The organism is Arthrobacter oryzae (assembly GCF_003634095.1).
In the GTDB taxonomy this organism is placed as follows: Bacteria; Actinomycetota; Actinomycetes; order Actinomycetales; family Micrococcaceae; genus Arthrobacter; species Arthrobacter oryzae.
The window spans coordinates 149,875-174,206 of record NZ_RBIR01000002.1; the positions used below are offsets into that span (position 1 = coordinate 149,875).

The window sequence follows — 24,332 nt, forward strand, 5'->3', positions numbered from 1 at the left end:
AGAAGTGCTGAAGGGTTGCACATGCGGTCTAAGTTGAATCGATTCCTCGCCGTTCTCGGCGTGGCCGGATTGCTGGCGCTTCCCGCCGCTCCGGCCCTGGCCGAGGACCCGGTGACCATCCCTACCGGGCAGAACATCGTGGACAGCGCGAACGTGCTCGGCAGCCGCAAAGCCGAGGTTCAGGACGCCATCCAGAAGCTCCTGAAGGACCACAAGTACAATCTGTACGTCATTACGGCCAAGACGTTCGAGAACCCCACGGACCCCAAAGCCTGGGCTGTGGCCGTGGCTACGAACAAGGGCATGGGCAAAACCGACGTCATCCTCACCATGTCCGACGACGGGCACTACTACTTCTCCCCCAACTCGGCCAGTGCGATCTATTCCAAGACGGACACCATCACGCAGAACGCGATAGCGCCGAACCTTGGCGGCGGGAAGCGCGACTTCGCGCAGGCGGCTATTGATACCGCCGCCGCCGTGGGTGATGCGGCTGCCGGCGGCAGCGGCACGGTGCCGTCCGACGCCGGTGCGGGCAACGCCGTGCTGGTGGGAGTCGGCGTCGTCGCCGTGGGCGGGGCCGGCGCGTACCTTTACTTCCGCAGCCGGCGAAGGAAGGCAGCCCAGGGCGCGGATGCCTCCACCGGGCAACAGGGCGCCGAACGGGACCCGCTGGCGGGCCTGACGGTGGCGGAACTGCGCCGCAAGAGCGATTCACTGCTGATCGAGGCGGACGACGCCATCAAGTCCAGTGAGCAGGAGCTGGGCTTCGCCCAGGCCCAGTACGGTGACGCCGCGGTGGGTAATTTCACCAAAGCGCTGCAGGAGGCCAAGGCTCACATGACGGAATCGTTCAAGCTGCAGCAGCAGCTTGACGACCACATTCCCGATACCGAGGAGCAGCAGCGCAGCTGGCTTGGCGAAATCATCCGCCGCTCCGAAGCGGCCCTGGCATCCCTGCAGGAGCAGAAAGCGGACTTCGACTCCCTCCGAGAACTGGAGAAGAACGCCCCGCAGGCCCTTGCCGCCGTCGGCGCCGGGGCCGCGGAGGCAGAGGCAAAGATTGCCACCGCCGAACAATCGCTGACGGAGCTGCGCGCCAAGTACGCCGAGAGCGCCCTGGTCCAGGTTGCGGACAACATCAAGCAGGCCAAGGATCGTCTCGACTTTGTGCAGAACGCCTCCGCCGCGGCGAAGGAAAAACTTGCCGCGGGCGAGAACGGTCTCGCCGCCGTCGCTGTACGCGCCGCCGAGGAAAGCCTGCACCAGACCAACGTGCTGATCGGCGCCATCACCAAGGTGGCCGGCAGCCTCGCTGAGGCGCGCAGCGGACTCGAGTCCGCCGTCGTCGACACGGCCCAGGACCTGGCCCAGGCGAAGGCGATGCTCCAGTCGGGGGCTCATCCGGAACTCTCCGGGCCCGTGGCCGCGGTGGAAGCCGCGTTGGCGCAGGTCAAGACGGAAATCCAGGGCGGCAAGTTCGATCCCATCGCCACTCTGGGGCGCGTTGCGACGGCGCACCAGACGCTCGATGCGGCGCTCAGCGGCATCCGCGACCAGCAGGAACAGGCACGCCGCGCCCAGGCATCGCTGCAGCAGAGCATCATGGCGGCCCAGGCCCAGATCAGCGCGACGTCGGACTACATCACCGCCCGCCGCGGAGGTGTGGGCACCGACGCGCGCACGCGACTGGCTGAAGCCCAGCGGAACCTGGACTATGCGCTGTCCATCTCCAGCAGCGACCCCGTCACTGCGTTGCAGTACGCGCAGCAGGCCCACGCCCTGGCTGCCCAGGCCGCGCAGTTGGCCCAGTCCGATGTGGATCACTTCGGCGGCTATGCCAACCAGGGCTACGGCCGTGGGGGGATGTTCGGCGGCAGCGGCGGAGGCGGCCTCGGCGGCGCGATCCTCGGCGGAATCCTCATCAACTCCATCCTCCACGGTGGAGGCGGCGGCGGCTGGGGCGGCGGTGGAGGCGGCGGCGACTTCGGCGGCGGCGGCGATTCCGGTGGCGGCTGGGGCGGCGGCGACTTCGGCGGCGGGGGCGACTTCGGCGGCGGAGACTCCGGCAGCTTTTAGCCCGTTGCGCACGCGCTGCGCGGCAATTCGCAGGGAAAAACTACAGACTACGCGCCGGCCGGAACGGACGGGACAGCGGATAGAAGCGACACATCATCTGTTCACTGGATTTCAGTGAGACAACTGAGCAGGACGAAAGGTTACACCATGGTTAAGCAGTCCATTTTCGGCCGCATGGCGCAGCTGGCGAAGGCCAACATCAACTCTTTGTTGGATCAGGCCGAGGATCCGCAGAAGATGCTGGACCAGATGGTCCGCGACTACACGAACAACATCGCGGAGGCCGAGTCCGCTGTGGCCCAGACCATCGGCAACCTGCGCATGCTCCAGGACGACTACAACGAGGACATCCGCAACGCCCAGGACTGGGGCAACAAGGCCCTCGCTGCCTCCCGCAAGGCCGACGAGTACCGTGCCCGCGGCGACGTCGGCGACGCGGAGAAGTTCGACAACCTGGCCAAGGTTGCGTTGCAGCGCCAGATCGCCTCGGAGAACGAGGCAAAGGCCGCCGAACCGAGCATCGCGTCCCAGACCGAGGTGGTTGACAAGCTCAAGCACGGCCTTGACCAGATGAAGGGCAAGCTCAACGAACTGACCAGCAAGCGCAATGAGCTGGTGGCCCGGTCCAAGACGGTGCAGGCCCAGAGCCAGGTCCACGACGCCCTCAAGAGCATCAACATCATGGACCCCACGTCCGAGGTGGGCCGCTTCGAAGAGAAGATCCGCCGCGAGGAAGCCAAGGTCCGCGGCCAGCAGGAGCTCGCCGCCTCAAGCCTGGACGCCCAGTTCAATTCGCTGGAAGACCTGGGCGAACAGACCGAGATCGAGGCCCGGCTGGCCGCGATGAAGTCCGGCGGCTCCCCCGCGGCCATCGGCACCGGCGAACGGACTGCCGCGACCGGGTCCACGGTGGAGGAAGCTGACTTCGACAAGCTCTAGCGGGCGCGTCCGGTCCCTGTTTCCGGCGCTTCCGCCGGAAGCTGGGACCGGCCCCCGAACCGGCGCCGTGCTGCGCGTTGTGCTCTGGGCTGCCGCCAGCGCGTGTACCGTGGATCCATGTCTGCGACCCTTGTCTGGCTCCGTGACGACCTCCGGCTGGATGACAATCCTGCACTCACGGAAGCCGCCGCGTTGGGCACGCCCCTGACCGTTGTCTATGTGCTCGACGAAGAATCGCCCGGCATCCGTCCCCTAGGTGGCGCCGTGAAGTGGTGGCTCCACCACTCCCTGGCCGGGCTCGCCGCCGGGCTGGAGGCCACGGGCTCGCGGCTGCTGCTCCGGCGCGGTCCTGCCGCCCGGATCATCCAGGACCTCGCGGCGGAAACCTCTGCCGACACCCTGTTGTGGAACCGCCGCTACGGCGAGCCGGAACGCACTATCGATGCCGGGCTGAAGAACTGGGCCTCCGAAGAGGGTCTCAGCGCCACGAGCTTCCAGGCGAACCTCATGTTCGAGCCGTGGACCGTGCGGACCGGCAGCGGGGGGCCCTATAAGGTCTTCACGCCGTTCTGGAAGGCCTGCACGGCCGGCACCGAGCCCCGGCTGCCGCTGGCGGCCCCCGACCGGCTGCCTGCCCCGGCACGCACCCGCGGCGGGGACCTGCCGGCGAGCGAACCCCTCGAAAGCTGGGCCCTGCTCCCCCGAACTCCCGACTGGAGCGCCGGGCTGGCCGGGACCTGGACGCCGGGCGAAACAGGAGCCCATCACCGCCTGGCCGACTTTGTGGACGGGCCGGCAGCCGAATACGGCACGGGCCGCGACCTCCCCGGCGTCGAAGGGACCAGCCGGCTGTCCCCTCACCTGCGCTTTGGCGAAATAAGCCCCTTCCGCATCTGGCACACGCTGCGGGAACACTTCCCAGCCGGGGCACCGGCCGACGTCGGGATCTTCCGTTCCGAACTCGGTTGGCGGGAATTCTGCTGGCAGCTGCTCTACGAGAACCCGGACCTGGCGACGCAGAACTATCGGCCCGAATTCGACCGCTTCGAGTGGCAGTCGCCGTCGAAGGCCGAGCTGTCGGCATGGCAACAGGGCCGTACCGGCTACCCGCTGGTGGATGCGGGGATGCGTCAGCTCTGGCAGACCGGCTGGATGCACAACCGCGTGCGGATGGCGGCCGCTTCCTTCCTGGTGAAGAACCTGCTGGCCGACTGGCGGCTGGGCGAGGCGTGGTTCTGGGACACGCTGGTTGATGCCGATGCCGCGAGCAACCCGGCCAACTGGCAGTGGGTCGCCGGATCGGGTGCCGACGCCTCGCCGTATTTCCGGATCTTCAACCCGGTCACCCAAAGCAAGAAGTTCGACACCGCCGGCCGCTACCTGCGCGGGTACATTCCCGAACTCGCCGATCTGGACGACAAAGCCGTCCACGAGCCCTGGAAGTCCGGCGGCGCCGCCCCCGGCTACCCGGCGCCCATAGTGGATCTTGCCGAGTCGAGGGCCCTTGCCCTGGCCACCTACCAGCGGCTCAAGGACGGCTGACGGCCGTCGTGGCACGGGCGCGGGCCCTGACCGGAGGGGCAGGGCTGGAGGGGCAGGGCCGAACCCTCCGCCCAGGCAAACAGAAAGACCCGGATCAGTTGATCCGGGTCTTTCTGTGTACCGCTGGTGTTTCCTGGTTGCGGGGACAGGATTTGAACCTGTGACCTCTGGGTTATGAGCCCAGCGAGCTACCGAACTGCTCCACCCCGCGTCGCTTGATCAACTCTACCCTAGTTTCCCGGCGGGCATGACCACCAGGCCCCAGACGGACGGGGGCGGCGTGCCGGCTCATCCGGCCAAAGCACCACACGCCCGCACGCCGGCCGGCGCAGCCAGCACCCGGGCAACCCCACGGGCCCCAAGGACCACGGCACCGCGGCCAGCGTCGCCGAAGGCCTCTGTGCTTGCAAAGGCTCGGCAGGACGCACCTGAGACGCCCGGCATTTACACACTTTTTATCCAAGGACCCCGGGCCGACACACATATGCCCGCTAACCCTTTTGTCCTATAACCCCAAACAACCCGCGTGCGGCGCTTAAAACAAAAGGTCCGGAACACTGTTTCCAGTGTTCCGGACCTTTTCTTCAGTTGCGGGGACAGGATTTGAACCTGTGACCTCTGGGTTATGAGCCCAGCGAGCTACCGAACTGCTCCACCCCGCGTCGCAAGATCAACTCTACCTGCCGGTGAACTTGAGGCCAAATCGGGGTGACGTGATGTGCATCTCGCCGCCCGCGGAACTCCTCCGATACGCCACGGGCCGGGCTTCACCCTGGGCGGAGGGTGAAGCCCGGCCCGTGTTCAGCGGCGCCTGCTTCCGGCGCTGCGGCGGTGAGGCGCCAGCGCTAGCCTCCGGCCGCCGCTGAAGGTGTGGCTGACGGCGTGGCTGACGGGGTGGGCGACGGGGCCGGCGAGGACGTGCCCGCCGGGGGCGCCGTGGTCTCCAGCTTCGCTTCGGCTTCGAGCGCCTTCTGCAGCGAGGCGGCGAGCTTCTTCTGCTGGTCGCCGTAGGTCGCGAAGTCGCCCTTGGCGAGGGCGTCCTGGCCTGCCTTGATCGCGGCGTTGGCTGCATCGAGGGCGGCCTTCAGGTCCGCCTTCGCATTCGTCGTCCCTGGGGCGGTGCCCCCTGGCGTCGTGGTGCCACCGGGAGTTTGTCCCTTGTTCGCCTGGTCTCCTGCCGCGGCCCCCGAATTTCCGCCGAACAACTGGTTCAAGGCCTCGTCCAGCGTGGGTGCGAATCCGATCTTGTCGCCGAACGCCACCAGGACGCGCTGCAGCGTCGGATAGGAGGTCTCACCCGTGGAACGCAGATAGACGGGCTGGACGTAGGCCATGCCGCCGCCCACTGGCAGTGTGAGGAGGTTGCCGTTGAGTACCGCCGACGCACCCTGCCGCAGCAGGTTGAGGGCCTGCGAAACGGTGGGGTCGGAGTTGAACTTGTTCTGCGCCTGGCCGGGGCCGGGGACCTGGGTTTCCGGCGGGATCTGCAGGAGCCTGAGCTGGCCGTAGCTGTCCGCCTTCACACCCTTCTGGTTGCCCGCATCCGAGTCCGCCGCCAAGTATCCGTAAAGTACGTTGCGGGCGTTGCCGTTGACCACCTGCGGGATGAACGAGGAGGTCAGCTGGAACGCCGGCTTGCTCTGGTCGGGCATCTTGAGCGACATGTAGTACGGCGGTTGCTTGACCTCGTCCTTGACAGTCGGGTCGTTAGGCACGGACCAGGCGTCATTATTGGTGTAGAAGGCATCCGGATTGGTGACGTGGTAACGGCCCAGCAGCTCGCGCTGGACCTTGAACAGGTCCTCCGGGTACCGCACATGGCTCATCAGGGCACCGGACATCTCCGAATACGGCTTTACCGACGTCGGGAAGATCTTCTGCCAGGCCTTCAGCACCGGGTCCTGGGTGTCCCAGGCGTACAGCGTCACGGAGCCGTCGTAGGCATCCACGGTGGCCTTGACCGAGTTGCGGATGTAGTTAACCGAGTTGTTCGGCAACGCTACCGTCCTGTTTGCCGCGGTCTGCGAATCGGCCGTGGCGGCGGAGAGCTGCTCCTGCTGGGAGTAGGGGAAATACGGGCTGGTGGTGTACCCGTCCACGATCCACTTCACCCTGCCGTCGACGACGGCGGGGTAGGCGTTGCCGTCCACGGTCAGGTACGGCGCGACCTTTTCGACGCGGTCCCGCGGGTCGCGGTCGTAGAGGATCTGCGACTGGGCGTTGACGCCGTCGGAAAGCAGCAGGTCCGAGGACTGGAACTTGATCGCATAGAGGATCTTGTTGAAGAAGCTGCCCACGTTCGGGCCGCCGTTGCCCGTGAACGTGTACTGCGTATCGCTTTCGCCTTCCTTGCCCGCGGGCCGGTCCTGCTCGCGGTGCGGTGCGTCGGCCGGGGCGCCCACGATCGAGTAGTCGGGCGAGTTCTGGCCGAAATAGATGCGGGGCTGGTAGGTCGAATCGTTGCCGAGAACCCCCGTGGACGGGATGCCCGCCTGCAGGAATTCCGGCTTGCCGTCTACGGTGAACTTGTTGCCCTTGGCCGCGACGACGCCGTAGCCGTGCGTGTAGACGACGTGCCGGTTCAGCCAGGACTGTTGGTTCGTGGCCAGCCCGTCCGGGTTCAGCTCACGAACGGCGATGACTGTGTCCTGGGTCTTGCCGTTGATCTGGTAGCGGTCCACATTCAGGGCGCTGGGGAACTGGTAGTAGGGTCGGTACTGTTCGAGCTGCGAGAACGCATCCGAGATCAGGTTCGGGTCCAGCAGCCGGATGTTGGCGGTGGTCTGCGCATCGGGGGCCAGCGCGCCGGTGGTGGCGTTGGTGGTGGCGTTGTAGCGTTTTTCCTGCACCTTATCCAGGCCGTAGGCGGCACGGGTCATGGCAATGTTCCGCTTGATGTATTCGTTCTCCAGGGTCTGTTCCGAGGGCCGGACCTGGAACTGCTGAATGACCCATGGATAGACCCCGCCGGCCAGGATGGCCGTGATGATCAGCATGGCCGTGCCGATCACCGGAAGGCGCCACTTTCCGATCACAGCGGCGACGATGAACAGCACGGCCACGATGGCCGCGGCCACCGCCAGGATGGCCTTGGTCGGGATGACGGCGTTCACGTCCGTGTAGAGCGCACCGGCCCAGCGACCGCCGTTGTTCTGTACCGTGGAATAGCGGTCCAGCCAGAAATTGATGCCCAGCAGGACCAGGAAGGCTGCGCCGGTGACGGCCAAGTGGATCTGAGCGGCGCGGCTGGTGAAGATCCCGCGTTCCATGATCCGGATGCTGCCGTAGAGATAGTGGGTGAGGATGCCCGCAAGCCCCGCGACCACCGTGACGCTGATGAGGAACCCGGTGACGAAGCCCAGGAACGGCAGCGTCATGAGGTAGAAGCTGATGTCCAGGCCGAACTGCGGATCGTTCTGGCCGAAGGGCTCCTGGTTGAAGAACAGGAGGACTTTTTGCCACTGGCTGGCCGCGGCGCTGCCCGCAAACAGGCCAAAGAGAATGGGAAGTCCCACCATCACAACGCGCCGGACGGGTTCGAGCTGGACCTGGTACCGGTTCAGGTTGTCCCGGACTTCAGAGTCCGGTGCGTAGACGGGCCGCGCATGGTACGCAATCCGGATGGCGAAGAAGACCGCGGCGAACATGATGGCGAAACCAGTCAGGAAGATCGCGATCCTGGACAGGTTCTCGGTCATGAACACTTCGAAGAACCCGAGTTGCTGGTACCAGAGGACATCCGTCCACACGTTGGCGAAGAAGATGAATCCGACCACAATCAGGGCCACGATGATCAGCGTCGGCGTCAGGGCGCCGCGTCGTGTCTGGGGTCTTCCGGGCGGGACTGTGCTGGCGGGACGGGACAAACTCGGTACCTCATAGCTGGTCGTCTACTGCTGGTTTTTTAGTTGTTGGTCGCTGCGGTGACTCAGTCCTGCGACCACGTGCCGGCGTTGCAGGGTTGATGCATTCTAACGGCCGCCGCTGCCGTTCCATCAGGGGCCTAGATCATGCTCCCGGGGGTACGGCGGCGGCCGTCATTAGTGCCACGATTGGGGTCGGCGCTTAGTTCCGGCCAGTCTAGTTGCTGGTGCACACGGGGAGGCCGGAAATGTCGCCACCTGACGCGGCCAGTTCAACAGCTTTCCGCGCTTCGGTCAGGTTCTCCACCTTGACCACGTGTAGGCCCTCGGGAATGTGGCCCACGACGTCGTCGCAATTGGCGGCCGGCGCCAGGAACAACGTAGCCCCGCCGGACCTGGCTCCCTGCATCTTTTGCGCGATCCCGCCGATGGGACCCACGGCGCCGTCCGGGGTAATTGTTCCGGTCCCGGCGATGTGCTTGCCGCCGGTCAGGTCGCCGGGGGTGACGGTGTCAATGATGCCCAGGGCAAACATCATGCCGGCACTGGGGCCGCCAACCTTGTCGAGGGAGATCTTCACGTCAAACGGGAAAGTGAACTTGTACTGCAGCAGGACGCCAAGGATGTAGCGGCCCGCGCTGTTCTTCGCCGGTGTGATGGTGATGGGCACCTGCCTGCCGGCTCGTTCCACGATGACTTTGACGGGTTTGCCGTTGCCGGCGGCCAGTTCCGCCTGCACGACGCCGAGGGCCGTGATGGGCTTGCCGTTGATGGAAACCAGGATGTCGCCTGTCTGCAGCAGACCCTTCGAGGCGGAGTCATCCGGCAGGCTGTCCACCTGCATCTTCTGGCCAAACGGAATATGCAGTTCTTTCAGTGCCGAGGCGACCGCGTTCTCCTGAGAGGTGGTCATCGCCGTGGCGCTCTCCTGCTGGGACTGTTCCTTAGTCACGCCGGTGGGGAACAGCAGTTCCTGGGGGTAGACGGCCTTGGTCCCATTGAGCCATGCGGAAAGGGCCTCGAACACGCTGACGGGACCGTTAGGACCGCCGTCGACGTAAACCGTGGTGAGGTCCAGATTGCCCTTGGCGGGAAAGGTCTCGTGACCGGTCACGCTGATGACCGGCTTGCCGTTGTCCTGGCCGATGGTGTTGAAGGTGGGTCCGGGCGACTCGACCACGTACGGCACGGGAAGGCTCACCGCGGTGATACCCAGTGCCAGCGCCAGCAGTCCCGAGACCAGCATGGCCGAGGATCGGTTGCCGCGCTTCCCGGCGCCGCCGGAACCTGCCGCTCGCGTCCTTCTCCCCCGGACCGGGCCGGCCGCCGGGTCGCTGGCGGGCTGTTCACCTTGGGTGACTGTCATTGAACGACCTCTCCGTGCCGGCGCGAGGGGCCGCGGCCCCTGACCGGGTTCCCTGCAGGACAACTCTGTCATGACAAGCCTGCCAAGACATCCTGAAAGGACGCCGGGACCGGGCACCTGGGCCGCAGCCTGACCCGGCTGCCGCATGCAAATATTCCAGCTTCCAACACTACGCGCTTGCTGCCCCCGGACCGCTCTTTGCCTACAGCGAACGTGGCGTGGTTTCGGCAGACAGCCGCTCTCGCCGGGGGGTACCGTGAAGTTGAGAAACAGCCACACCGACGATCGGCGGGATCATGACCTCCAACCCACTCAATCCGTCCAATGGCGACGAGGAACCCAAGGATCCCTTGGCCGAAATGCTCAAGAACCTGATGGGCGGGGCGGGCATGGGCAACATTGACCCGGCCGAACTCGCCAAGGCCGCGGGCCTCCCGGACGATCCGAACCTGCTGGCCCAGATGTTCTCGCAGGTGCAGGCGATGATGAGCGCCCCCACGGAAGGGCCCGTCAACTGGCAGCTGGCCCATGAGAACGCCCGCCGCGTGGCTGCAAGCGGATCTGACCCCTCGGTCACGGCGCAGCAGTCCCGCGAGGTCGATGAAGCCCTGCGGCTGGCCGAACTCTGGCTGGACCAGGTCACGGGACTTCCTGCGACCGGGCTGATCGGCCGGGCCTGGTCCCGGGCCGAGTGGGTCGAGGAAACCCTGGGCACGTGGAAGCGGCTGACGGAGCCCGTGGCCAACAGCATTGCCAATGCGCTTTCCGCCGCCATGACCGAACAGATGCCCGAGGAAATGAAGGCGATGATGGGCGGGGCGTCCTCGATGATCCAGAACATGGGCGGGGCGATCTTCGGCATGCAGCTTGGCCAGGCGATCGGTGCGCTCTCGGCCGAAGTGGTCAGCTCCACGGACATCGGCGTCCCCCTGGCAGACCTCGAGATGGCGCTCCTGCCCGCCAACGTGGCGAAATTCGGTGAGGGCCTCAGCCTGCCGGAGAATGACATCCGGCTGTTCCTCGCCGTGCGCGAGGCGGCCCACGCCCGCCTGTTTGTCCAGGTCCCCTGGCTGCGCGGCCATCTGCTCAGCGCGATCGAAGCGTACGCCCGCGGCATCCACATCGATACGTCCAAGATCGAAGAACTCGCCCGCGAAATTGATCCAAGCAACCCCGAGGGGATCCAGGAGGCGCTCTCGCAGGGTGTCTTCATGCCGCAGCGCACACCTGCCCAGGAGCAGGCCCTCGAAAAGCTGGAGACGGCGCTTGCCCTGGTGGAAGGCTGGGTGGATGAACTGACCTGGGGTGCCACCGAGAAGCTGCTCCCCTCCGCCGCTGCACTGCGCGAGACCGTCAGGCGGCGCCGTGCGACCGGGGGTCCTGCGGAACACGCGTTCTCCTCCCTGGTTGGCCTTGAACTGAGGCCGCGCCGGCTCCGCGAGGCCGCCACACTCTGGGCCTCGCTCAAGGATGAACGTGGGATCGAGGGCCGCGACGCCGTCTGGCAGCACCCTGATTTGCTGCCCACGGCCGAGGATCTGGACGATCCGCAGGGCTTCAGCGAACGCCGGAAGCTTGTCGAAGCCAGCGACAGCGAGGTGGATGACGCCTTGCAGAAGCTTCTCAGCGGGGGCTTCGACGAGCCCGCCGAGGCCGGGGCAGAGGACTCCGGTTCCCACGAGGAACCGCCGGCGGTCAACAACGAGGACGGCGGCCAGGGCGGCCCCGAAGAGGATGGTGCGCCGGAAGAGGGCAAGCCCGAAGAGGGCAACGGCCCCAAGGCGTAGTGCCCTTGGTCCGGGTCGCCGCAGGGCGGCCCGGACCGCTGGACTCTAGTGGGCCCCGGCCGGGATATCAGTTCCGGCCGGGGCTTCTTCATACCCGTCACCGGGCGCCAGGCCGCGGGAGGTCGCGAATGAAACCCCCTCGAGGAAGGCCTTGGCCCGTTCCGTCTCCGGGTATGCCGCCAGCAGCCGCCAGAAAGCGGCATCGTGCCCGGCGACCAGGAGGTGAGCGAGTTCGTGGAGCAGCACATAGTCGATCACCCACTGAGGCATCGGCTGAAGCTTCGCCGACAGCCGGATGGTTCCCTCCGACGGAGTCGCCGAACCCCAGCGTGAATGCTGATTGGTGACCCAGCGGACCGAGGACGGCACCGCCCTGCCGCCCAAATACTTTGTTGAAAGCTCGGCGGCGTGGGCGGCAAGATCGGCGTCGGAGCGGGGCCGCCGCCGGCCGGCGCCGCGCGCGCCGCGGGCACCTTGGAGCCGAAGCTTCTCCAGCATGCGGTGGACCCATTCCCGTTCCTGGGCCCGGCTGAACGAGGCGGGGATGGCGACCACGGCGGTGCCGTCTTCCCAGAACGCGGCGACGGTGCGGCGCCGGCGAGCAGACCGGCGCACCACCACCGGGGCACCGTCGGCGGTGGTCAGCGGCGTGGCCGCGGGAACGCCGCCGGAGCCGGAGGCAGGATTCTTACCGGGGCCCGGCATCACTGCACGGTGCTTTCGACCAAGACCTTCAGGACCGCCTCGCCATACTTCTCCAGCTTGGAGGGACCCACGCCGGCGAGTTCGGCCAACTGTTCCAGCGAGTCGGGCCGGGCCTCGGCGATGGCGGTCAGTGTGGCATCGGTGAACACGACAAAGGCGGGCACGTCGGCCTCGAGGGCCACGTCCTTGCGCCATTGCCGGAGGGCATCAAACGTCTGTTCCTCGTAGCTGGGCGGGCACTGGTTGCAGCGGCCCACCTTGCGTTCCGCGCCGCTGGAGAGCATGCTGCCGCAGACCCGGCACGACGCCGGGACGGCAGCCTTCCGGCGCGGCGCCGGCCCCTTGCCGCGAAGCTGGGAGCTGGCCACCGAGTCGGGGCGCAGTCCGTCCAGGAAGCGCGAAGGCTTGCGGTTGGCCCGTCCGCCCGGGGTCCGTGCCGTGGACCAGGACAGGAACAAGTGTTCCCGGGCACGGGTGATGCCCACATACAGGAGCCGGCGTTCCTCGTCCACCGATTCCGGGCTGTCCGCGAACGAGATCGGCATGAGCCCCTCGCTGAGCCCCACGAGGAACACCGCGTCCCATTCCAGTCCCTTGGCGGCGTGGAGCGAGGCCAGGGTGACGCCCTGGACAGTGGGGGCATGTTGGGCGAGAGAGCGTTCCTGGAGCTCGTTGACGAAGTCGGAGAGGCTGAACTGATCCCCCCGGCTGAGGACGAGCTCGTCGGCCAGCGCAACGAGGGCGGCCAGCGACTCCCACCGTTCCCGCAGCGCGCCGCCGCTGTGCGGCGCCGCGTCGGTGTAGCCCAGGGAGGCTACGATGTCGCGCACCAGCTGGCCCAGCGGCTCGGGAGAGGCGGTTTCGGCTGCCGCCCGGGTGGCAGCCCGGAGCTGCAGGATGGCGTCCCGGACTTCCTTCCGGGCGAAGAACCGCTCACCGCCGCGCAGCTGGTAACCGATTCCCGCCGAGGCCAGCGCCTGCTCGTAGGCTTCAGACTGCCCGTTGGTGCGGAAGAGCACGGCGACCTGGCTGGCGAAGGTGCCGGCGTCGAGCAGTCCGCGGATGCGGGCGGCTACCGTGGCGGCCTCGGCCTCGTCGTCGGAGCATTCGGTGAACTGCGGGACCGGGCCCGCCGGCCGCTGTGCCACAAGCTGCAGGGGGGTGGCCCAGGCTGCGTCCGCCGCGGGGCCGCCGCTGCGCCGGCCGCCGAGGAGGTCGTTGGCGAGCTTGACCACTTGCGGGGTGGAGCGGTAGTCCCGAATCAGTTTGACCACGTGGGCCTCGGGGTACATGGCCTTGAAGCCGAGCAGGTGCTTCGGCGAGGCACCGGTGAAGGAATAGATGGTCTGGCTGGCGTCGCCAACGACGCAGAGGTCATCACGGCCGCCCAGCCACAGTTCCAGGAGCCGCTGCTGCAACGGGGAAACGTCCTGGTATTCGTCGACGACGAAGTGGCGGTACTGCTCCCGGACGGTCGCCGCCACCTTCGGGTCCTCCTGCAGGATCCCGACGGTGATCAGCAGCACGTCCTCGAAATCGATGACGTTGCGGTCGGTCTTGACGTCCTCATAGGACTGGAAGACGCGGGCCACGGCCGTCAGGTCGAAACCGCCCGGGTTGCCGCGGCCCTGGGCGTTCTCCAGGTAGTTCGCCGGCGTCAGCATGGAGACCTTGGCCCACTCAATTTCGGAGGCGAGGTCCCGGATCGACGCACGGTCCGTGCTGAGCCGGAGCCGCCGAGCGGCCTCGGCGATCATCTGCGCCTTGTGGTCCAGCAGGTTGGGCAGCGTCCCGCCGACCGCCTGCGGCCAGAAGAACTGCAGCTGGCGCAGCGCCGCGGCGTGGAAGGTGCGGGCTTGGACGTTGCCGACACCGAGGTCACGGAGCCGGCTGCGCATCTCGGCGGCGGCCCGGGAAGTGAAGGTGACGGCCAGGAGCCGCTGCGGGCTGTATACCCCGGAGTGCACGCCGTAGGCGATCCGGTGCGTGATGGCGCGGGTCTTTCCGGTCCCGGCGCCGGCCAGCACGCACATCGGTCCCTGCAGGGTGCTGGCGACCTCGCGCTGCTCGGCGTCGAGTCCGCCGAGGATCCGTTCTTCGAGGGAGCGGGCGTCCGGTTCGGGGCCGGCGCCGGACGTGGCGTCTGCGGGCTCGCCGGCGGGAGTTGTACTGAAGTTCAATTTCTCTGTGGTCACGTTGCTGCTCAGTCGGTAGTCGGTGTCCTGCGGATGGGGACAGGCCGTGTCAGGCGCTGTCTGCGGCGTCCTGGATGACGCCGCCGTACCAGTGTTCGATGAGGGACCGGGCGATGGAGAGCCTGCTGGAAATGACGATCTCGCCGCTGAGGACCGCTTCCTGCAGTTCACTCCGGCTGAACCAGCGGGCCCGGGTGACCTCGACGCCGTCGGGCCGGGCCTCGGTGTCCGGTGTGGTGGCTGTGAAGCCGAGCATTAGTGAGGCCGGGAACGGCCAGGACTGCGATCCGAGGTACTGGGAGGCGCTGACGCGGACTCCGACTTCCTCGCCAATCTCGCGCTGCACGGCCTGTTCGAGCGACTCCCCCGGCTCGACGAAGCCGGCGAGGGTTGAATAGTTCCGCGCGTCGAGGGGCCCGCCCCCGCCGAGCAGCAGCCGCCCGTCGGGACCCACGACGGTCACGATGATGGCCGGATCCGTGCGGGGGTAGTGCTCGGAGTTGTCAGCCGGGCAGCGGCGGACCCAGCCGCCGGCCTCCGGCAGCGTGGGCGTGCCGCAGCGCGGACAATGGGTGTGCGTGGCATGCCAGTTGGCGATGGCGCTGGCCTCGATGAACAGCGCCGTGTCCGTCGCGTTCAAGCGGGCGGCCACTTCGCGGAAACCGGCCCACTGCGCGTCGCCGGGGATCCCGGCGACATGAGCCTCGAACTCCTCGGCCCGGACTTCGAACTGCGCCGGCAGCACGAAGAGGACGAGCTCGGTGCCGGCGCCGAGCTCCGAACCGGCCAGGGCTGAACCCAGATAGATCACGTGCTCCGGAGCATACGGGGTGTTCGCGAGATGCCCGGCGAGCTCGGCCGCGTCCAGGAGGACGAGGCTGTCCTCGCTGACCAGGGCCTGCCGGCCGGAGAGCACCATGGCGCGGGCCGAGCCTGAATTGACCAGCTCGGCCAGCATTCCGGGTTTCAGCCGGGCCGCGGATCCGCGGTCGATCAGCGCCGGGTGCACCGGAAGAACCGTCTCCATCAGGTGGTTTGCCGGCAGAAGCTGCACCGGCCCGCCGCGGCCGGGCGACGCACTCTCCGACGACGCGCTGCCGGATGGCGCGCTGCCGGATGACGAGGATTCAGAGGGCGATTGCTCTGATGCCGGTGACTCCGCAAGACTCATATACCCACCGTACTGACTCGGGCAGACAATTGACATTTTGCCGCCAACGCGGCCGCCCGTCCGGAATCAAGCGCGCGGGAGGCTCTGTGGCTGGGCTTTGGCTGGGAAGCAACGCCGATTTACCCATGTTTTGGCCCCCTATCTGAAGACTCGCCGGAGTGCATCGCCGTCTTGGGCGCCGCTCAACCTACCGTGGAAGGGTGAGAAGGAAACCTATCGAACTGGCAGCTGTAGCCACCGCGGCGGTCCCCGGACTGACCCCGACCGCCGTCAGCTCTGCGCCCGACGATCCGGCAGACTTCGATGCGGCGCTCCTGCTGGATTCAGAGGGCAAGCGCTGGCGCGTCCGCTCCCCCCGGCACGCCGAGGCCAGCGCCCGGCTCGAAACCGAGTTCCTGGTGTTGCGGGCGTTCGCTCCCGGCATCCGGGCCGAGTTGCCGTTCCTCATGCCCACGGTGGCGGGAACCGTCCGGCAGGGCCCGCTGAGCACATTCGTGTACTCCCACCTGGCCGGGGCTACCCGCTCCCTCGATGACCTCAGCGGCGGCTCGCCAACCCTGGCCCGGGAGATCGGGGCCGCACTGGCCGCGATCCATGACCTTCCGCGGTCCATTGTGAGCAATGCCGATCTGCCCAGCTACACCCCCAACGAATTCCGCCAGCGGCGCCTGAACGAACTGGACCAGGCCGCCACCACCGGAAAAATTCCGCCGCTGCTGCTGCTCCGCTGGGAACACGCCATGGAAGACGTCTCACTATGGCGCTTCAATCCCTGCGTGGTTCACGGCGACCTCCACGAGGACAACCTGCTGGTGGACGGCGACCGCGTGACCGCCGTGACGGGCTGGACCGACCTGCGGATCGGCGACCCGGCGGATGACATGGCGTGGCTGGTCGCCTCCAACGAGCAAGACTTTGTGAACGCCGTCCTGGATCACTACACCTCCAGCCGGCGCGACGTTCCCGACGTGCACCTGCTGCGGCGCGCCGCCCTGTCCGCCGAATTCGCCCTGGCCCAGTACTTGGTCAAGGGCATGGCGGCCGGCAACCAGGACATGGTCGACGAGGCAGAATCCATGCTCGCCACCTTGGCCGACGACGTCGCTGAACACGGCGGCCAGCCCATCAGTGTCGAACCGCTGCCGAGGCCGGTCCCGGCACCTGAGCCCGGCGCGGAACCGGTCAATGCCGGTTCCGACGCGCCGTCGGCGGCCTCAACCGCTCCGGGCGTCCCAGCCGGTGGAACGGCTCCGCGTATCAGCAAGGTCACCCTGCTGCCCCTGGAGCCGGAACCCGATGCCGGAACCGGTGCCGTGCCCGCAGTGCACGTCACACCCATCCCCCGCGCAACGGAGGACACCGCCCCAAATGCCTCCGCGCAGCCCGTCACGGCCAGTGACACAAACGCGGACACAGACCCGGACTCCGACGCCGACTCCAACGCCGGTGACACCGGTAACGCAGGTGAAGCCGGTGACACAGGTGAAACCGGGGACGCAGATCAAAGCGATTCCGGGGCCGGGGTTTCGGCTGCCGAGGACACCTCGACGCAGTCAATTGGCGTCGTGCAGCAGGATTCTGCCAGCCGACCCGGACCAGGCGACAACACGTCCACCACCGCTATCCCGGTGGTCGACACCACGTCCCGCTAGGCGGGCCGGGCCGATGGATTCGGCCCGGCGGCCGTCGGCGGGAATCCGTTCGCGCCCCTCGCGTCCGATTTACCTTCCCAGCGCCGCGGCCACGATCTCTTCGAGTTTCTCCGCCGTGCCCAGATCATGCGGACGGACCACCTGGCTGTCAGCCACGTAGTAGAAGGCTGCCCGGACGTCCTCCAGCGGCACGCTTTTGAGCCGGGCCCACGCCAGGCGGTAGACGGCGAGCTGGACCGCCTTCACCTTCAGCTGGGCGGCCGAGGGGCGGCGCCCGGTCTTCCAGTCCACGAGGTCCCAGCCGCCGTCGGCGTCCCGGAACACGGCGTCGATCCGCCCCCGGACCACGACGTCGCCGATTCTCGTCTCCACCGGGACCTCGACGTGGGCCGGGGCGCGGTGTGCCCACTCGGACTGGCGGAACGTTTCCACCATCGAGTCCAGGCCGTAGGCCTCGTCGATGTGGTCATCCGCTCCGGCAGCCTCGCCCAGATCCAGCATGCCGGCAGCGCCGAAGTATTCCTCAACCCATGCGTGGAAGGCCGTCCCCTTGCGGGCCGACATCCCGGGCTCGCGCGGGACCGGCCTCCGCAGGCGGGCCACGACGGAACCTGCGTCGTCGTCGAGGTCCACAAGGGTGGAGGCAGAGATGTGGCCGGGCAGGTGCACGTCCTGGACCACCGATCGCCTGGACCGGCGTTCCAGCAAGGTGGCGGCCTCCTGGGCCCACCCGGCCGCCGGACCGCGCAGGAGGGGCCGTTGCAGGTCATTCCCGCTGGAATGCGCCCGTACGGTGGCCGGAACAGCGTCCGGGCCGCCGGCCGGGGTGAGCGCAGGCGTGAGGGCAGGGCTTCCCTCACGGCCGGCATCCAGGGCCTGAAGGACGCGGGCCGCAGCTGACTCCATGGCCGCGCGGCGGCCCGGGACAAGCCTCAGCCGTTTCCCCGTCCGGGGGTCATAGGGCCCTTCGAGGGGATCGTAGGGCCACGCGGCGACTTCGAGTTCGGAGGTCAGGGGGCTTTCCGCCGGCAGCGCGTCCTCGGTGACGGACAGAGGGTGGATTTCAGCGGCGCCGTCGGCTGTGAGGCCCTCGAGTTCGGCAAGAAACGGCGACATTTCAGCCATTCCGGCACGGGAACCCACCCATGCGGCGCTTGAAATCCAGAGCACGTGTTTGGCCCGCGTGTAGGCCACATAGGCCAGGCGCCGTTCCTCGGCTTCCCCGTGCGTCTGGACGGCGGACTTGAACTCCTTCTCGGCATCGAGCCAGCCCTTCTGGTCCGGCTGGTCCAGATCCCATTGGGGCAGGTCGGCGCGATCTCCGCGCAGCGGCCACGGCAGGGCCGCACTTCCGCTGCTCCACCGCGAGTCCCTGCTGCTGGGGAAGGCTCCGGAGTTGAGTCCTGGAACGAACACGACATCCCACTCCAGCCCCTTGGAAGCGTGAACGGTCAGGAGCTGGACGGCCTCGTGGTTCACTTCCGGCGCCGCGGCATCGAGACCGTTTTCCTCGGCAGCCGCGGCTTCCAGCCACGCAAGGAACGCCAGAACGTCGACCCTTTGCGCGGTGTGCAGGAATCCGGCCGCGGCGTCCTGGAAGGCGTCGAGGTTGCGGCGCGCCTGATGGATGCTGATCCCGGGCCGGGCGGCGACTTCGATATCCAGGAGCATTGCCCGTTCGACCTCGCCCAGCAAGGTGGTGAGGTCATCCCCCATGTAGCTGCGCAACTGCCGGAGTTCCTCGGAGAGCCGTTGCAGGCGGCCGCGTCCCTCCGGACTCAGCCGGCGGCCGTGCGCCGAGGTCCAGTCGTCGCGCGGCAGCCAGTCCAAAGCCTCAACCAGGCTGGCGGAGTCCGTGATGTCGCCTTCAATCACGGCGTCATCGCCGGTCTCCAGCCCGTCGTCGGCGGCGTCCGGACTGCCGGGACGGCCCCGGCGTCGGGCGAGGAAACTGGACCAGTCCCGCAGTGCCATGAGGTCGGCGGGGCCAATGCGCCACCGCGCGCCGGCCAGCAGGCGCATGAGGGAGTCCGAGCGGCCGGGATCGGCCAGGACCCGGAGCGTGGCGACAAGATCAATGATTTCCGGGGTGTCCAGCAGGCCGCCGAGCCCGACGATTTCATACGGAATGCCCCGGAGCTCGAACTCGCGGCGAATGCATTCCATCTGCGCCCGCCGGCGGCAGAGGACGGCCATGGCCGGAGGCACCGGCTCTGCCCGGGCCGCATCGAAGTCCGTGACCCGGAACTTCAGGACGTCCCCGGCGATCGCCGCGGCCTCGGCTTCATCCGTAGCGAACCGTCCCATGACCACCCGGCCCTGGACCGCGGCCGGACTGGGCTGCAGGGGCGGGACCTCTACGGCATCGGCGGTTCCCCGGGCCCCGGCGGCTCCTAGGCCCGCCGCCGCCTTGCTCAGCGGCGCCGAGATGAGGTTGGCCGTGGCGAGGATGTTGCGTCCGTTGCGCCACGCTGTGGTCAGATACGACGTCGGCGCCACGGCAAAGCGGGCCGCTCCGGCCTGGCCGCCGCCTGGGGCCGCGCTGACGGCGTCGCGGGTGGTGTCATCTGCCCGGCCGGCAGCTTCTGCGCTGACCCGGACCGGGAATTCGCGCACGAAGTGGAACAGCTGGCCGGCGGAGGCTCCCCGGAAGCCGTAGATGGACTGGTTCGGGTCCCCCACGGCGGTGACGGCATGGCCGTCGCCGAAGAGCCGGGAGAACAGCACCAGCTGGGCGTGCGAGGTGTCCTGGAATTCATCGAGCAGCACCACTTTGTAGCGCTGGCGTTCCGTTTCGGCAGCGACCGGAATCTCGCTGGCCACCCGAGCCGCCAGGGCGACGAGGTCGCCGAAGTCCAAGGCGCCGCGGGCGCGCTTCGCCGCAGAATAGCGGCCCACCATGTCCGCGACGCTGGCCCGGGTGCGCAGCATCGCGCTGAGCTCGGCCGCGGCCTGGGTGGGGTTCTTCTTGGCCTCGGCGACGTAGGGCAGCGATTCGAATGCACTGATTCGTTCCAGCAGCCAGCCGCGAACCTCGGCGGGGTCCTGGAGGTGCTCGGCGCACTCCCCTGCCAACTGGATCACCGCCTTGACGAGTGTCGATTTGGCGGACCGGAAGTGTTCGTAGTCGCCGTCAAAGGCCTCCACCACCTCGCTGGCGAGCTGAAACGACTGGGCGCCGCCGAGCAGCACGACGTCGCGTTCGACGCCGAGGCGGAGGCCATAGTCGGACACAATGCCACTGGCGTACGAATGGTATGTGGAGACCTTTGGTTCGAGCGCGTCCGTGCTCAGCAGCCCGGCAGGGAAGACCGCGTTCCCGGTGTCGGCCGCCGCGATGCGCGCCAGGGCCGCCAGCTTGGCCCTGATCCGGGAGGCGAGTTCTCCGGCGGCCTTGCGGGTGAACGTGACGCCGAGCACTTCCTCCGGCCGGACCCAGCCGTTGGCCACCAGCCACACCACCCGGTCCGCCATGGTGGCGGTCTTCCCCGAGCCTGCTCCTGCGATGACCAGCCGGGGCGTGAGCGGCGAGGAAATGATCAGCGATTGCTCGGGTGTGGGCCGGTTTGCCTCCCCCAGCATCGCGGACAGCTCCCCGGGGCCGAACCGCGGCTCGGGCAGAGCCCCGGCGGCCGGTGCCGGATCCGGGTCGGTGTGGCCGGTCTCCGGCGCCTCGGGGGTCATTCAGTAACCTGCTTTCCCCGCACGCACAGCGGGCACACTTCGGGCAGCCGGCAGCCGTGGCCGCCGTGGCCTCCCTTGGACGGATCATGGCGGGCCTCGAAGGTACTGCCGGACATCACCCGCGCGGCATCACCGACCATCTCCAGCGCCCAGTTCTCCTGCGGGTCCAGCGGGGCCTGGGTTTGGACTCCGGGGCTCTTGGTGGTGGTGCCGAGCTGGGCGAGGACCGCACCCCCCGGCAGCGGCGGCGGACCGTCGTCGGGACCGGCGAAGCCGCCGGCCAGCACGGCGGCCTGGTAGGCGCCGAGCTGCGGATGGCGTTCCAGATCCGCTTTCCCGGGCTGGCGTTTGCCGGTCTTGAGGTCCACGATGACCAGGCGGCCCGCGGCGTCGATTTCCAGCCTGTCCACCTGGCCGCGGAGCACGGCGGCCCGCGCCGGACCGATGCTTCCGCCATCACCTGGCCCGGAACCGCCGGGCCCGGCGGGTCCGGCAACGTCTTCCGCAGGGACGTCAGGCAGTTTCACCTCGAAGTCCTGCTCGACGCCGACCAGGCTCCGTCCCTCGCTGCGCATGAGGAGGACATACTGGGCGAGCTTGCGGACCATGGACTCGGCACGCTGGAAATCGAGTTTGCCTTCCCAGTTGTCCTTCATCCCCAGGGTGGGCCAGCGCCGGACGAGTTCCGCGACGTATTCGCCTCCCGAGGCGTCGGGGAGGTCCTGCGCGATGGCGTGGACCAGGGTGCCCAGGCTGCGGGCAAAATCCGTCGCAGCTTCTCCGCCGGCAGCCTGGACGAACCAGTCCAGCGGTGATTTCTGCACGGTTTCGACCTTCGAGGGCGACACGAAGACGGTGCCGCCAGGGGGAACAACCGGCTCGTCAGAGGATAATTCGGCCAGTCCCCACCAGCTGGCCGGGTGCGCGCCCGGAACCGGCGGCTGCGCCGAGGCCAGAACCCCCAGCACGGCCGCGGCTTCGGCCGACTCGGCGGTCCGCGGGTCGAGTTGGGCGTACTGGCGCAGTTCCGCCACGAGGGCCCGGAGGGTCAGTGGACGCTCCACCGGGGTGAAGCCGCGCCGGTCCTGCCCCGGGCGGAGCGGTGCCACGTAATCCAAGAACGAGGACGGCTGCTCGTCCTCCGAGGACACCGCAGTGCAGATCAGCGCCTCGCGGGCGCGGGACACCGCAGTGGAAAAGCTCCGGAGTTCGTCATAGCGGATCTCGCGCAGCCGGCTGAGCGGATCCAGTTGCAGCGCATATTCCACGCCGTGTTCGACGGCGTCGGCGAACAGGGTGCTGCCAAGCAGCTCGCCGCGCAGCCGGGTGTTGGGCCACACGCCTTCCTGAAGTCCCGGAACGATAACCACCGGCCACTCCCGGCCCGCGGCACTGGCCGGCGTCATGAGTTCCACGGCGTCTTCGAGCTGCGCCCTGGCGGCCAGGGTGTCCATCGGGAGCTCCTGGCTGAGCAGGTATTCCAGGAACTGCTCCGGCCCGGAGCCTGGCAGCTGGTCTACGAACCGTTCGGCGGTATGGAACAGCGCCATCATGGCGTCGAGGTCGCGGTCGGCCCGGGCCCCGGCGGATCCTCCGGCCAGTGCGGCCTCGGTCCAGCGGGCGGCCAGGCCGGTGGAGTGCCAGAGCGCCCAGAGCACCGTCTCGGCGTTGCCGCCGGGGGCCTCGGCGGCGTCCCGTCCGGCCCGGATCATCCGGGCAATCCGCCGGGCGGAGTGCCCCTCGATGCCCAGGCTCGCCAGTGCTCCGGGTTCCAGCAGGGCCTCGACCAGGAGGGCATCACTGGTGCGTCCGCCGCCGCCCAAGAGTTCCTCGCGGCGGAGGGACTGCCGAAGCCTGCGCAATTCAATGGCCGTGGCGCCGCCGATCCGGGACGTCAGCAAGGACACGGCGGACTCCGGCGTCAGCACCTCAGGGTCCAGCGCCACCGCATAGGCGTCCAGCAGCGGACGCACTGCTACCTCGTCCCGGACCGCGGATTCGGCGACGGGGATCCGCACCGGAATCCCCTGGCCGGCCAGGTACCGCTGCAGCTGGCCGAGCTGGCCGCCGTTGCGGACGATGACGGCAATGTCCCCGAGATCCCGGGAGTCGTTCAATTGGGCTTCGAGTATCCGTTGCGCCACGTACCGCAGTTCGTGGACCGGGGACGGCAGGAGGTGCGCCTCGACGGTCCCGGCGGGGCCGGGCGCGGCGGTGCCGGGCGCGGGCGGCGTCGTGTCCGGTTCGGGCTCGAGCCGGCGCGCGGACTGCCCGCCGGAGCGGCGGGAGATGCGCCCTGCGACCGACAGCCACGATTCCGCCACGGCCGGGGCGTGCCGATGGGCGATCCACAGCGGACGTTCCAGGATTGCGGCGTCGGTGGCCAGAAGGCGGGGAAGCTCGGCGACGAGATCGGGTCGTGCCCCGCGGAAGCCCTGAACCACCGTGTCCGGCGACGCGGTGATGATGGCGTCCTTGCCGGCCGCAATGTCTGCAAGCAGTTCAAAGACCGCGGGGTTCGCCTCCTGGATGTCATCCACGAGAATCAGCTGCAGGCGGTCACGCTCGGCTGCGAGGAAGTCCGGGGCGTCCTGGAAGATCTGGCGTGCTGCGGTGATGATGCCGGCGGGGTCGAAGGCCTCGGGCATGCGCAGGTCCAGGACGTCGCGGTATTCGGAGTACAGCGCGGCCGCCGGAATCCAGTCCGGTCGGTTGCACTGCCGGGCCAGGGCTACGAGGTCCTCGGCCGTCCGACCGGATTCGATGATGCGGTCAAAGAGCTGGCGCACTTCCTGCCGGAACCCGCGGGTCTGCAGGGCGGCGCCCAGGTCCTCGGGCCACGGCAGTTCGAGGCCGGGCAGCCCGTGCCCTTCGAGCAGTTCCTTGATGATCAGGTCCTGTTCCGGCCCGGAAAGCAGCTTCGGCTGGCGCGGCAGCGGCAGGATGCCCTCGGCCTTGGCGCGCCGGATCAGATCGAACGCATAGGACGCCCAGGTGCGGGCCGGCGTCGTGCTCAGGCTCCGGTCCAGACGGGCGGTGAAGCGGTCACGGAGCGTATCCGCGGCGAGCCTTCCGGGAGCCAGGATGAGCATCCGCTCCGGGTCAAGGCCGTCCCGGAGGGTGCGGCGGACGGCGGCCTCGACGAGGACCGTCGACTTGCCGGTGCCGGGTGCACCGGCCACGAGTACCGGGCCGGAACCGGGCGGAACGTCCACCGCGGCTTGCTGGTCCGGCGACAGCACCGGGACCGCGCTGTGGTGGGTCCGGGGCGGCAGCAGGCGCAACCCCGCGCCCGCTGCCGATCGCGCCCCGGTAGAGGGGTTCGACGTCGGTCTGGAAGCCGGCCGGC

General features: G+C 68.2%; 11 protein-coding genes, 2 tRNA genes and 1 pseudogene. 5 read left to right on the forward strand and 9 right to left on the reverse strand.

Annotated elements, in window-relative coordinates; translation table 11 throughout:
- The first annotated feature begins 21 nt into the window (after nucleotides 1-21).
- The 3 genes from C8D78_RS05010 (at nucleotide 22) to C8D78_RS05020 (ending at nucleotide 4,560) form a co-directional block, all read left to right on the forward strand.
- Nucleotides 22-2,079, forward strand: coding sequence for a TPM domain-containing protein (locus tag C8D78_RS05010; protein ID WP_120950817.1), 2,058 nt, complete (start codon nucleotides 22-24; stop codon nucleotides 2,077-2,079).
- A 147-nt stretch (nucleotides 2,080-2,226) separates the two neighbouring features.
- Complete coding sequence (locus tag C8D78_RS05015) at nucleotides 2,227-3,018, forward strand: PspA/IM30 family protein (RefSeq protein ID WP_120950818.1); 792 nt, start codon at nucleotides 2,227-2,229, stop codon at nucleotides 3,016-3,018.
- A gap of 117 nt (nucleotides 3,019-3,135) precedes the next feature.
- Entirely contained in the window at nucleotides 3,136-4,560 is a 1,425-nt protein-coding gene (locus C8D78_RS05020) for a cryptochrome/photolyase family protein (RefSeq protein WP_120950819.1), read from the forward strand.
- A 134-nt stretch (nucleotides 4,561-4,694) separates the two neighbouring features.
- On the opposite strand, the gene C8D78_RS05025 is transcribed toward C8D78_RS05020, so the two are convergent.
- The 4 genes from C8D78_RS05025 to C8D78_RS05040 all read right to left on the reverse strand — a co-directional run bounded on the left by C8D78_RS05025 (nucleotide 4,695) and on the right by C8D78_RS05040 (nucleotide 9,789).
- A tRNA-Met gene (locus tag C8D78_RS05025) sits at nucleotides 4,695-4,771 on the reverse strand.
- 377 nt (nucleotides 4,772-5,148) lie between these two features.
- Nucleotides 5,149-5,222 (reverse strand) — tRNA-Met (locus C8D78_RS05030).
- A 183-nt stretch (nucleotides 5,223-5,405) separates the two neighbouring features.
- A complete protein-coding gene (locus C8D78_RS05035) occupies nucleotides 5,406-8,426 on the reverse strand; it encodes a UPF0182 family membrane protein (RefSeq protein WP_120950820.1) in 3,021 nt (1,006 codons plus the stop codon).
- A gap of 214 nt (nucleotides 8,427-8,640) precedes the next feature.
- A complete protein-coding gene (locus C8D78_RS05040; RefSeq protein ID WP_120950821.1) occupies nucleotides 8,641-9,789 on the reverse strand; it encodes a YlbL family protein in 1,149 nt (382 codons plus the stop codon).
- Nucleotides 9,790-10,085: 296 nt separating this feature from the next.
- On the opposite strand from C8D78_RS05040, the gene C8D78_RS05045 reads away from it, so the two are divergent.
- A complete protein-coding gene (locus C8D78_RS05045; RefSeq protein ID WP_120950822.1) occupies nucleotides 10,086-11,576 on the forward strand; it encodes a zinc-dependent metalloprotease in 1,491 nt (496 codons plus the stop codon).
- 45 nt (nucleotides 11,577-11,621) lie between these two features.
- Here the strand turns inward: C8D78_RS05045 and C8D78_RS05050 are convergent, their stop codons facing one another.
- The 3 genes from C8D78_RS05050 to nudC all read right to left on the reverse strand — a co-directional run bounded on the left by C8D78_RS05050 (nucleotide 11,622) and on the right by nudC (nucleotide 15,503).
- On the reverse strand, nucleotides 11,622-12,281 hold the full coding sequence (locus C8D78_RS05050; RefSeq protein WP_208641879.1) for a M48 metallopeptidase family protein: 660 nt from the start codon (nucleotides 12,279-12,281) through the stop codon (nucleotides 11,622-11,624).
- A complete protein-coding gene (locus C8D78_RS05055) occupies nucleotides 12,281-14,371 on the reverse strand; it encodes an ATP-dependent DNA helicase UvrD2 (protein ID WP_120951713.1) in 2,091 nt (696 codons plus the stop codon). Before C8D78_RS05055 ends, C8D78_RS05050 begins: the two co-directional genes overlap by 1 nt.
- A gap of 154 nt (nucleotides 14,372-14,525) precedes the next feature.
- A complete protein-coding gene (gene nudC, locus C8D78_RS05060) occupies nucleotides 14,526-15,503 on the reverse strand; it encodes an NAD(+) diphosphatase (RefSeq protein WP_244208264.1) in 978 nt (325 codons plus the stop codon).
- Nucleotides 15,504-15,847: 344 nt separating this feature from the next.
- Between nudC and C8D78_RS19920 the strand changes: the two are divergent.
- Nucleotides 15,848-17,071, forward strand: a pseudogene (locus C8D78_RS19920) (macrolide 2'-phosphotransferase); the annotation flags it as partial.
- A 297-nt stretch (nucleotides 17,072-17,368) separates the two neighbouring features.
- On the opposite strand, the gene C8D78_RS05070 reads toward C8D78_RS19920, so the two are convergent.
- Both C8D78_RS05070 and C8D78_RS05075 read right to left on the reverse strand, forming a co-directional pair.
- Nucleotides 17,369-20,983 (reverse strand): ATP-dependent helicase, encoded by a 3,615-nt coding sequence (locus C8D78_RS05070; RefSeq protein ID WP_208641880.1) that lies wholly within the window; start codon nucleotides 20,981-20,983, stop codon nucleotides 17,369-17,371.
- Nucleotides 20,980-24,267 carry an ATP-dependent helicase gene (locus C8D78_RS05075; protein ID WP_120950828.1) on the reverse strand — a complete coding sequence of 1,096 codons (3,288 nt, stop codon included), beginning with the start codon at nucleotides 24,265-24,267 and terminating at the stop codon, nucleotides 20,980-20,982. Before C8D78_RS05075 ends, C8D78_RS05070 begins: the two co-directional genes overlap by 4 nt.
- Between the last annotated feature and the right edge of the window lie 65 nt (nucleotides 24,268-24,332).

Excerpts from the sequence above, each read along its gene's own strand:
- C8D78_RS05010 (WP_120950817.1), top strand. The coding sequence starts at position 22 with ATGCGGTCTAAGTTGAATCGATTCCTCGCCGTTCTCGGCGTGGCCGGA.
- C8D78_RS05015 (WP_120950818.1), top strand. The coding sequence starts at position 2,227 with ATGGTTAAGCAGTCCATTTTCGGCCGCATGGCGCAGCTGGCGAAGGCC.
- C8D78_RS05020 (WP_120950819.1), top strand. The coding sequence starts at position 3,136 with ATGTCTGCGACCCTTGTCTGGCTCCGTGACGACCTCCGGCTGGATGAC.
- C8D78_RS05040 (WP_120950821.1), bottom strand. The coding sequence starts at position 9,789 with ATGACAGTCACCCAAGGTGAACAGCCCGCCAGCGACCCGGCGGCCGGC.
- C8D78_RS05045 (WP_120950822.1), top strand. The coding sequence starts at position 10,086 with ATGACCTCCAACCCACTCAATCCGTCCAATGGCGACGAGGAACCCAAG.
- C8D78_RS05050 (WP_208641879.1), bottom strand. The coding sequence starts at position 12,281 with ATGCCGGGCCCCGGTAAGAATCCTGCCTCCGGCTCCGGCGGCGTTCCC.
- nudC (WP_244208264.1), bottom strand. The coding sequence starts at position 15,503 with ATGGAGACGGTTCTTCCGGTGCACCCGGCGCTGATCGACCGCGGATCC.
- C8D78_RS05070 (WP_208641880.1), bottom strand. The coding sequence starts at position 20,983 with ATGACCCCCGAGGCGCCGGAGACCGGCCACACCGACCCGGATCCGGCA.